Below are 8,867 nucleotides of genomic sequence, written 5' to 3'. Positions count from 1 at the left end.
CTGCACTGGCCTCGAGCATGGTCATCTGCAAAGCCCTTCGTTCGCGACTACCGGATTCGATGGCTACGTATAAACGGCCGAGTGTGGAAAGAACCTGGATTGCTGCTGAACGGGACACTTCTCGAGTAAGCGGTGTGCTGTTCTTGTTCCACAAAGATTCGAGTGCATGGTCCAGGGCATCCAAACCCGTGGATGCGCACAGACCCAGAGGCATGCTGTCCAAAAGCGATGCGACCAGAAATGCCGCATACGCACTCATTAATGGAGAGCCCAAGGTGTGTTTTCTTCCCGTTTTGTCGGTATAGACGCCCACCTTGGTCATCTCCGAGCCTGTACCGGCTGTGGTGGGGACCAAGACCAGCGGAATGCTCCGTTTTTCTATCGCTCTTGTCGGAGTCAGGCCGAGGTATTCCTCCAACATTCCTCCATTGGCTTTGAGCATGGCCATAGCCTTCGCTGAGTCCATGACACTGCCGCCGCCGATACCCAGGACGATATGGCAGGTATCGTAACGGCTGTCCTGGACCATGGCTTGGATGTCCTCGGTACGGGGGTTTGGCTGAACTTGGTCGAAGATCTCCACCTGACAATGCGCCTGCAATGCCTCAAGCAGTGCTGCCTTGGCTGGAATGGGTGCATTGTCCGTCACCACGGCGACACGCAGACCTTCTTGTGTCCGGGCTGCGTAGCGGAGCATTTGCGCCAGTTCCGCTCCTTTGAGCGTCATCATGGAGTAGAGTTGGGTCGTACTGAGCAAAGCTGCTGTCATCTGAAGTTTTCCTTTTCGATCTCCACGACCTGATTGAACGCATTGGTCAGAAAGTCCTTCTTGAATTCCATTTTCTGGGTGAAGGACATGGCCAGCCATGCGTCCACGATCTGCTTTCCAACGAACGGAGCGGTAATCCAACCACCCAGGGTGATGACATTCGCATTGTTGACGATCTTCGAACGCTCTGCACTGAAAATGTCGTCAACCACACAGGCATAGATGCCCTTGTGCTTATTTGCGACAATCGCCATTCCCTGGCCGGTGCCACAGATCAGGATGCCTTTCTCCGCCTTACCTTCCTGGATGGCCTTCGCCACCTTCGGGGCTTGGATGAAATAGGGCTGGGGGGCATCCTCCCCTTCAATGCCGAAATCGAGTACGGTATATCCCTGGCTCTTCAAATGTTCGGTCAATTCCTTCTTCAAGGGGAATCCTGAAAGGTCACATGCAATTGCAATGGTCATACTCTTTGCTCCTTTAGTATTTTTCTTTGACCAGACGGGTGGCTTGGAGGACGATTTCCTCGGCCGTCAGCTTGTAGTGTTGCTGCAGCCAATCTTGTGTGCCCACCTGTCCGAACTTATCCTGGATACCCACCATCGCCATCCTGGTGGGATGGTTCTGGCTTAGGAATGCTGCCACTGCAGCCCCCAAGCCCCCTGCTGTCTGATGGTTCTCAGCCGTTACGATGCAGCCGGTCTTCCGTGCATAGGCAAGCACCAATTCCTCATCCAGGGGCTTGACGGTATGCATATCGATGACTGCAGCCGATATACCCGCATCCTTGAGGAGGGAAGCCGCCCGAAGTGCCTGGGGAACAAGGATCGCCCCCATTGCCATGATGGTAACATCCTTGCCGTCCTCGAGCACATTCCCTTTTCCCAGGGTGAAGGTGGCATCTTCTGCGTAGATGCTTTTCACGGTTTTTCTATGGAGTCGCATATAGGTACATCCCTGTAATGCGGCGCTTTGCTGCACCAAGGACCTGAGGCTCACCGGATCGGATGGTTCAAAGATGGTGAGACCGGGGATCATGCGCATCAACCCAACGTCCTCGAAAGGCATATGGGTGCCTCCGTTGAAGGCTGCGCTGATGCCGGGGTCGGTCCCGACCAGTTTTACGTTGAGCTTGGCATAATTGGACGATATGAAGAACTGGTCGAAGACCCTGCGGGAAGCGAAACAGCCGAAGGTTGCTGCAAAGGGTATCTTTCCGGCGGCACTGAGTCCGCTGGCCACCCCTACCAGATTCGCCTCGGCAACCCCGACATCAACAGCCCGATCGGGGAAAGCTTCCTTGAATTTCATCGTACCCGTCGCCCGCATGAGGTCGGCTTCCACCACCATGATCCGCTTATCCTGACCGGCAAGTTCGATCAGGGTATCGCAATAGACGCTGCGCATCTCTTTCTGTTCCATGCTGTTCTCCTATCCAAGTTCTGCGATGGCAGCCTTTGCCGTTTCGAGGTCAAAGGTCATGTTATGGTTGGTCGGCAGGGCTTCACAAAACGAAGCACCCTTTCCCTTGATGGTGTCCAGAATGATCATGGAAGGTTTTCCCGTCTGACTCTGCGCGTTCGCCACTGCTTCGTCCATCGCCACCAAGTCATGACCGTCAACTCTCTGGGTAAACCAGCCGAAGCTGTTCCATTTGCCTTCCAAATCCCCCAGGCTCATGATCTGGTCGGTATACCCGTCGATCTGCAGCTTGTTGTAGTCGGTGAATGCGATCAGATGATCCAATTTGTATTGGGCGGCGAACATGGCCGCTTCCCAGTTCTGACCCTCCTGGGTTTCCCCGTCACCGATGATCGCGTAGGTATAGACCGGATTGTGGTCGAGCCTTCGTCCATAGGCGAGACCACATGCCGCGGAAAGGCCCTGCCCGAGCGACCCAGTGGTCATGTCGATGCCTTTGGTCTTGGTCCGGTCGCAATGGCTGGGAAGATTCGTCCCACCCTGGTTGAGACTGGTCAATTCAGCAAGGGGAAAGAATCCCTGCAAAGCCAAGGTGGCATAGAGTGCCGGTCCGGCATGTCCTTTGGATAGGACCAAAAGGTCGCGTCCCTGCCAATCGGGATTGGCTGGATCGATGTGCATAACCTTTCCGTAGAGCAAGGCCAGCACGTCGGCGATGGATAGGGCTCCCCCTATGTGTCCGACACCGAGGTTGCCGATGGTATACAAGGTTTGTTTGCGGATTTCCTTGGCAAGCGCAGTCAAGGATTGCAACTGTGATGAGGTAAGCATGGAGGTTCCTCTCTTTTAGTTACTTAGTGAAAGTAAATATATTGCATTCCGCTGGGCTTGTAAAGCCACTTCTTGTGGATTTTTTCTTCCGATGGGATTAGACTGACCCCCAAGGAGTGCTGTTATGCAAGGGAATCCACTGCGGGCCGCCGATTTACGGGTACATAACCAGAACATCGTCCTCTCCATCATCCATAAGGCGGGAAAGGCGGGTACGAGTCAATCGGAAGTGGTGCAGCAGACTGGGTTGAAGGCGCCCACCATTTTCCGGATCTTCTCCTCCTTGGAGGAGGACGGCTTGATCGTTCCGTTGCAGAATGCCGTTGAGGATACAGTGGCGAAGAAAGGTCGGAGACCGGTCTTATATGTGGTTTCCAAGCACGCCCGCTATACGATCGGCTTGGAATTCTGGGCTGCTTTCCTTTCCTTCGGTGTCTTTGACTTTCAAGGGGAGCGGGTGTATTCAGCCATGCATCCCTTGGGAGAGGATATCCATGCCCAGGCTGTGATTACGTTGATCGTCGATGAGGTGAACCGTGTCCTTTTTGAACTGGGCATCGAGAAACAGAAGGTAATCGGCCTTGGCGTAGCAGCCCCGGGCCAAGTCGACCTGGCCCAGAAACGGGTATTGTATTATCCGCGCATCGAGGGAATGAAGGATATTGCACTGTGCGACGAGCTGTATGAGCGGCTTGGCATCCCGGTATGGGTGCACAACAACTGCAGCGCCCTTGCCCTCAGTGAGTACCGCTATGGTGGATATGATCATCAGGGGAGCATGTTCACCTTCCTGTTGCGTACCGGGGTGAATGGGGCCTTCGTCCATGACGACCACATCTATGTGAACAGTCTTGATCAGACGATTGAAACCGGACACATCCCCATCAATTCCGACGGACCCCGATGCAGTTGCGGCACGCGCGGGTGTCTGCAGGCATATCTGCAGGACCTCGACGCAAATTCGGTGCAATTGCGTTTGGCACTCTTCGAAGGATTGGAGTCAAAACTGCAGGAAGGGGATGTCGCGGCAAAACGGACGATAGAACGGGCGGCGGGATATTTGGTCGTTGCCATGAAAATTCTTACCCGGCTGTTCGCCCCCAAGGCGTTCCTGTTCGTAGGGTGCTGCGAGTCGATCTCCCAGGCTCTCTGTGAACAGGTGCAGCATCTCATCAGCGAGCCTGATGCATTCTGCACGGTTCCTCCTCGGGTGTTCAGCGCCGCCTACGATCCGCTGCTTACCCAGAAGGGAGCATCCGACCTCGTGCTGCAGGAATTCTTCCGCTAGGAAAAAACCATACATTTTTTGTTGACGAATCCTTGTTTCCGGTATTTACTTACTTAAGGAAAGTAACTATATGAGGCTACGGGTCTCTTCCGTTGTCTGCACCAAAGGAGCATTCTGTGAAACAACCGGTTCGAATCGGGGTTGTCTGTCTTGCACGAACGACCTATGACTATCTTGCTGCCAAAGAGCTGTATGAACAAATCCGACGGGATCTAGCTTCGATCGAAGCAGTAGCGTGGCGGTTCATCGAGGAATTGGTGATCAGTCAGGAGGATGGTCAAGCAGCAGCGACGCGCTTGGCAACTGAACATATTGATGCCTTGGTCTGCATTTCAGGGACCTTCCATCTCGGGCATCTGGTGTTGCAGCTTAAACGTGAATTGTCCGTGCCCGTGTTGTTGTGGGGACTGGAGGAACTTCCCTACAACGGTGGTAAGATCCGACTGAATTCCGTATGTGGCGTGAATTTGAATGCTTCCAACCTGTACAAGAGCGGCTTCGACGACTACACGGTCATCATTCAGGGGTCGATCGATGAGGATTGGATCGATGCCATCCGGGTTATCAAGGCAATGAAGAACGCCAAGATCGGCATCATCGGCTATCGTGCGGATGGATTCTTCAACGTCGGGGTGCAGGACAACCTGCTCTATGGACAGACCGGGGCTTTGGTCGACCATTATGAATTGAGCGAGGTGTTCTCGTGGCCGGTCGAAGAGCAGGAGATTGCCTATAGAAAGCAACAACTGATACAGCTTTTCGATGTATCGACGCTCTCTTCCTTCCAGTTGGACAAGGTGGCTGAACTTTCGGCTAAACTCAATGGGTTCTACAAAGCGAAGAATCTGAGCGCTCTGGCCATCCGCTGCTGGCCGGAGTTTGCCCGCGATTTCGGGGTTTCTCCGTGTGCAGCCATGTCGCTCTTGCAGTCTGAGGATTTGATTCTCGCCTGCGAGGGGGATATCGATGGAGCACTGTCCATGATCGCCCATCATGCACTGGGAGCGGAGACTCCGTTTTTGTTCGACTTCTCACAAATCGATGTTCAACAGGATTTCGCCCTGTTTTGGCACTGCGGAGTCGCTCCCTGCAATCTGTGGGACGGCGTATGCAACCGCAGTCTTGACACCTACTTTGCCGGCGGCAAGGGAGTGACTGCAGACTTTGTGCTCAAGAGTGGGGAGCTTTCGGTGCTTCGCCTCGATTCCGCCCGAGGAGGCTATCGCATGTTCCTGCAGAAAGCGAAGGCCGTACCGATGGAGAAACTACTCAAGGGAACCTATATGAAGGCTGTTTTCGACCGGCCGGTCAAGGAGGTCCTGGACTTGGTGTTGGATAATGGGCTGGCTCATCATTCATCGGTAGTCTACGGCACCTATATCAGGCCCTTGGTCATTGCGGCCAAATTGAAGGGTTGGAAGGTTATCGAGTGAGAATAGTTTGCATTTCACGCAAAACTACGATACAAAGGAGAGTGCTATGTTGAGAAAATTGAATCTACTCACTGTACTGTTGCTGCTCTGTTTGGTGTTTCCCCTGACCGCTCAGGGGCAAGGCGAAACAGCTCCTGCAAAGGAGATCGAACTTCGTTGGGCAAGCATCTGGGTTGGAAATGACAGCAAGGCCCCAGCAGTGGAAGCCTTGGTACAAGAATTCAATACCAAGAATGCCGGAAAGATCAAGGTGGTCGTTGAGCCGCAGCCCGACTACAATGCCTACGAGCAGAAGGTCCGTACCAGTCTTGCCGCAGGACAAGCCCCGGCAGACATCTTTACCATCAAGTTCAACCCGACTACCGCCACCTTCTATCAGTCGAATCTGCTGATGGATTTCTCCAAGGTCATGAGCGATGATTGGAAGAAGAGTTTTGATGCCGGATCGATCACCCAGTCGACAGTGGACGGCATGCTTAAGTCCCTGCCCATGGAAACGGCAATCCTACCGATCTGGTACAACATGGATGCGTTCAAGAAGGCTGGCATCACCTCTCTCCCCACCACGATGGATGGGATGTTCGCCGCTTTCGACAAGCTCAAGAGTATCGGCATCGCCCCGACCAGCCAGATGACCGGCGACACCAACGCCTGGACATCCATGATCTGGTTCAGCCATTTTGCAGTATCGTTGGGTGGAACCGACGTCTGGAGCAAGCCGTTCACTGATCCCGCATTTGTTGAGGCCGCCAAGCTGACCAAGCGCATGATCACCGACTATTCCACCGCAGATGCGGTTGGTCTGGGAGCCGGTGGAAGCGGTGGACATTTCCTTGCTGGAAGGACCGCGGTATTCTCCAACGGTCCCTGGTATGCAGGACGTGCCGACCTGGCAGCCACCCCGTTCTTCAATTCCATCAAGATTGCAGGTCTTCCTCCGGTAGGACCGACCAAGGATTTCATGATCAGCCGTCTGCAGGCCAACATCTGTGCAGCTTCCACCAAGGACGCAGCCAAGCAGCAGGCAATCCTGGACTTCCTCCAGTTCCTGACCAGTCCCTCTTCGATCGCCAAGATCGCTGAAACCAGCGGCGCAATGTTCGCCATCAAGACGGACTACCGCCCGGTCAATGATCTGCAGAAGCAGTTCTATGACGTAGCATCTTCTGCAAAGTCCACGGCCTTCGACCTTGAGGCGGCCATGGGAGCTGAAGTCACCCTTGAGTTCGCCCAGCAATTGGGGGCTCTCGCCTTGGGTAAGATCAGTGCAGAGGAATTCTGTGCCTTGGTGGATCGAAAGATCGAACGCTAATACTGTATGGGAAGTGCCGCCGCCGATCTGCGGCGGCACGAATCTTTCTACCTAGGAGCATATCGTATGCAGTCTGTCGGTACCCGGAACAAGCGGGTTTGGGGTGCAAGAATTCTCTTTTTGCTACCTGTCTCGCTGCTGTTCTGTTTCTTTTTCCTCTATCCCTTCATTTTCACCATCATCACCAGCTTCACCAGTTGGCGGGGGATCGGGGCGATGAAATTCAACGGGATCGCGAATTACCAGAAATTACTCAGTGATCCCACCTTTCGCAAAGCACTGGGAAACAATGTGATCTGGGCCCTCTGCCAAGGGTTCATCCAAGTGCCTTTGGCCTGCTTGGTGGCCATGATCCTGGTCAGAAAGCCCTTTGGCTGGCGCTTTTTGCGTACCGTCTACTATCTGCCGAATGTAATATCCACTGTCGCCCTGGCGATGGTCTGGGTTGCCATATACAATGTCCAAGGACCGCTGAATGCCATACTGTCCTCTGTCTTTGGCATGGAAAGTCGCAATTGGCTGGGAAACCCGGACACCGCCTTGGGTGCCGTCATTTTTCAGACGGTCATTTATATCGGGTATTTCATGATCGTCCTGCTTGCCTCTGCGATGAACATTCCCCGTTCCCTCTATGAGGCTGCTGAGATCGATGGGGCGAACACCCTGCAGCAGGAATTCTCCATCACGCTTCCCATGCTCAGGGGCAGTTTGGTCACTACGATGACCTTGGCGATGGCGTATGGAATGCGGCATTTCGAATCCACATTCCTGATGACCGGTGGAGGGCCTGCATATGCCACCACGACGATGGGGATCGACCTGTATCTGAAAATGGATGCCTTGCGGTACAGCGAAGCCAGTACGGCGGGCGTATTTCTGATCATCATGGGTACGGTGGTTATCACCTTGCTGCGCAAGCTCTTCGGATCTTCCGATCCGATGAGTGAAATGGCCCAATAGGAGCAGACGATGAGAACACAGCACTCGATTGCCTATCTTACGGCAAACACCCTCAAATGGATCTTATTGATCGCCCTGCTCAGTATTGCCCTGCTGCCACTGTTCTGGCTTTTGGTAAGCTCTTTGCGAACCAACCTGGAGTTGCAGACGAATCCATTCGGCTGGCCGGCAAAATTACAATGGGGCAACTATGCAAAAGCGCTTTCCATGGCAAGTCTGCCAAGGTTGCTGTTCAATTCAATCGTCGTCGCAGCAAGCGCCGTGGTACTCAACAGCCTGGTGACCGCCATGGGGTCCTTCATCCTTGCTCGGGAACACTTCAAGGGAAGGGATGTCATCTATACCATCCTGACCGCCGGCGTTCTGGTTCCGGTAATTTCCTTCATGGTCCCGTATTTCAGCCTGATCACCAAAGCGGGGCTGTACAACAAGCTGCTCGCCTTGGTATTGGTCTACACTGCGGTTAACATCCCTGTCTCGATTTTTCTGGTCACAGCATTCATGAAATCCATACCTCGTGAACTGGAGGAAGCTTCCATCATCGATGGATGCTCCTTCTTCCGACGATTTGCATCCATCATCCTTCCTCTTTCCCGATCCGGTCTGGTTACTGCGGCCACTTTCTGCTTCATCTACTCGTGGAACGAATTTTTGATGGCCATGCTCCTGACTTCCTCTATAGAATCGAGAACCATCCAGTTGGGCATCAAATTCTTCAGCAGTCAGTTCATCACCGATTACAGCAGCATGTATGCTGCTGTAATCATCACCATCATTCCCAGCATCGCCGGGTATGCCTTTCTGCATGACAAGATCATCGGCGGTCTCACCGCCGGTGGGGTGAAGGGGTAG

Annotated in this window: 9 protein-coding genes; 5 read left to right on the top strand and 4 right to left on the bottom strand. The window is 53.7% G+C overall.

Going from position 1 to position 8,867, the window contains the following annotated elements; translation table 11 throughout:
* The 4 genes from AB7C91_RS07730 to AB7C91_RS07715 form a co-directional block, all read right to left on the bottom strand.
* A partial coding sequence (locus tag AB7C91_RS07730) for an iron-containing alcohol dehydrogenase (protein ID WP_428590348.1) occupies positions 1 to 769 on the bottom strand: 769 nt, incomplete at its 3' end.
* Positions 766 to 1,236 carry an RpiB/LacA/LacB family sugar-phosphate isomerase gene (locus tag AB7C91_RS07725; RefSeq protein WP_332448097.1) on the bottom strand — a complete coding sequence of 157 codons (471 nt, stop codon included), beginning with the start codon at positions 1,234 to 1,236 and terminating at the stop codon, positions 766 to 768. The genes AB7C91_RS07730 and AB7C91_RS07725, both read right to left, overlap by 4 nt.
* A 13-nt stretch (positions 1,237 to 1,249) precedes the next feature.
* On the bottom strand, positions 1,250 to 2,191 hold the full coding sequence (locus AB7C91_RS07720; RefSeq protein WP_332448098.1) for a transketolase family protein: 942 nt from the start codon (positions 2,189 to 2,191) through the stop codon (positions 1,250 to 1,252).
* A 9-nt stretch (positions 2,192 to 2,200) separates the two neighbouring features.
* On the bottom strand, positions 2,201 to 3,022 hold the full coding sequence (locus tag AB7C91_RS07715; protein ID WP_332448099.1) for a transketolase: 822 nt from the start codon (positions 3,020 to 3,022) through the stop codon (positions 2,201 to 2,203).
* 124 nt (positions 3,023 to 3,146) lie between these two features.
* On the opposite strand from AB7C91_RS07715, the gene AB7C91_RS07710 reads away from it, so the two are divergent.
* The 5 genes from AB7C91_RS07710 (at position 3,147) to AB7C91_RS07690 (ending at position 8,867) form a co-directional block, all read left to right on the top strand.
* Complete coding sequence (locus AB7C91_RS07710; protein ID WP_332448100.1) at positions 3,147 to 4,310, top strand: ROK family transcriptional regulator; 1,164 nt, start codon at positions 3,147 to 3,149, stop codon at positions 4,308 to 4,310.
* Between the two features lie 116 nt (positions 4,311 to 4,426).
* Positions 4,427 to 5,743, top strand: coding sequence for a fucose isomerase (locus AB7C91_RS07705; RefSeq protein ID WP_428590343.1), 1,317 nt, complete (start codon positions 4,427 to 4,429; stop codon positions 5,741 to 5,743).
* Positions 5,744 to 5,789: 46 nt separating this feature from the next.
* On the top strand, positions 5,790 to 7,055 hold the full coding sequence (locus tag AB7C91_RS07700; RefSeq protein WP_332448102.1) for an ABC transporter substrate-binding protein: 1,266 nt from the start codon (positions 5,790 to 5,792) through the stop codon (positions 7,053 to 7,055).
* A gap of 66 nt (positions 7,056 to 7,121) precedes the next feature.
* Positions 7,122 to 8,015 carry a sugar ABC transporter permease gene (locus AB7C91_RS07695; protein ID WP_332448103.1) on the top strand — a complete coding sequence of 298 codons (894 nt, stop codon included), beginning with the start codon at positions 7,122 to 7,124 and terminating at the stop codon, positions 8,013 to 8,015.
* A gap of 9 nt (positions 8,016 to 8,024) precedes the next feature.
* Positions 8,025 to 8,867, top strand: coding sequence for a carbohydrate ABC transporter permease (locus AB7C91_RS07690; RefSeq protein WP_332448104.1), 843 nt, complete (start codon positions 8,025 to 8,027; stop codon positions 8,865 to 8,867).

Source organism: Sphaerochaeta sp., assembly GCF_050256055.1.
In the GTDB taxonomy this organism is placed as follows: Bacteria; Spirochaetota; Spirochaetia; order Sphaerochaetales; family Sphaerochaetaceae; genus Sphaerochaeta.
Note: the sequence above shows the minus strand (reverse complement) of the source record. Positions and strands in the feature narration are given on the sequence as shown.

Excerpts from the sequence above, each read along its gene's own strand:
- AB7C91_RS07725 (WP_332448097.1), bottom strand. The coding sequence starts at position 1,236 with ATGACCATTGCAATTGCATGTGACCTTTCAGGATTCCCCTTGAAGAAG.
- AB7C91_RS07720 (WP_332448098.1), bottom strand. The coding sequence starts at position 2,191 with ATGGAACAGAAAGAGATGCGCAGCGTCTATTGCGATACCCTGATCGAA.
- AB7C91_RS07715 (WP_332448099.1), bottom strand. The coding sequence starts at position 3,022 with ATGCTTACCTCATCACAGTTGCAATCCTTGACTGCGCTTGCCAAGGAA.
- AB7C91_RS07710 (WP_332448100.1), top strand. The coding sequence starts at position 3,147 with ATGCAAGGGAATCCACTGCGGGCCGCCGATTTACGGGTACATAACCAG.
- AB7C91_RS07700 (WP_332448102.1), top strand. The coding sequence starts at position 5,790 with ATGTTGAGAAAATTGAATCTACTCACTGTACTGTTGCTGCTCTGTTTG.
- AB7C91_RS07695 (WP_332448103.1), top strand. The coding sequence starts at position 7,122 with ATGCAGTCTGTCGGTACCCGGAACAAGCGGGTTTGGGGTGCAAGAATT.
- AB7C91_RS07690 (WP_332448104.1), top strand. The coding sequence starts at position 8,025 with ATGAGAACACAGCACTCGATTGCCTATCTTACGGCAAACACCCTCAAA.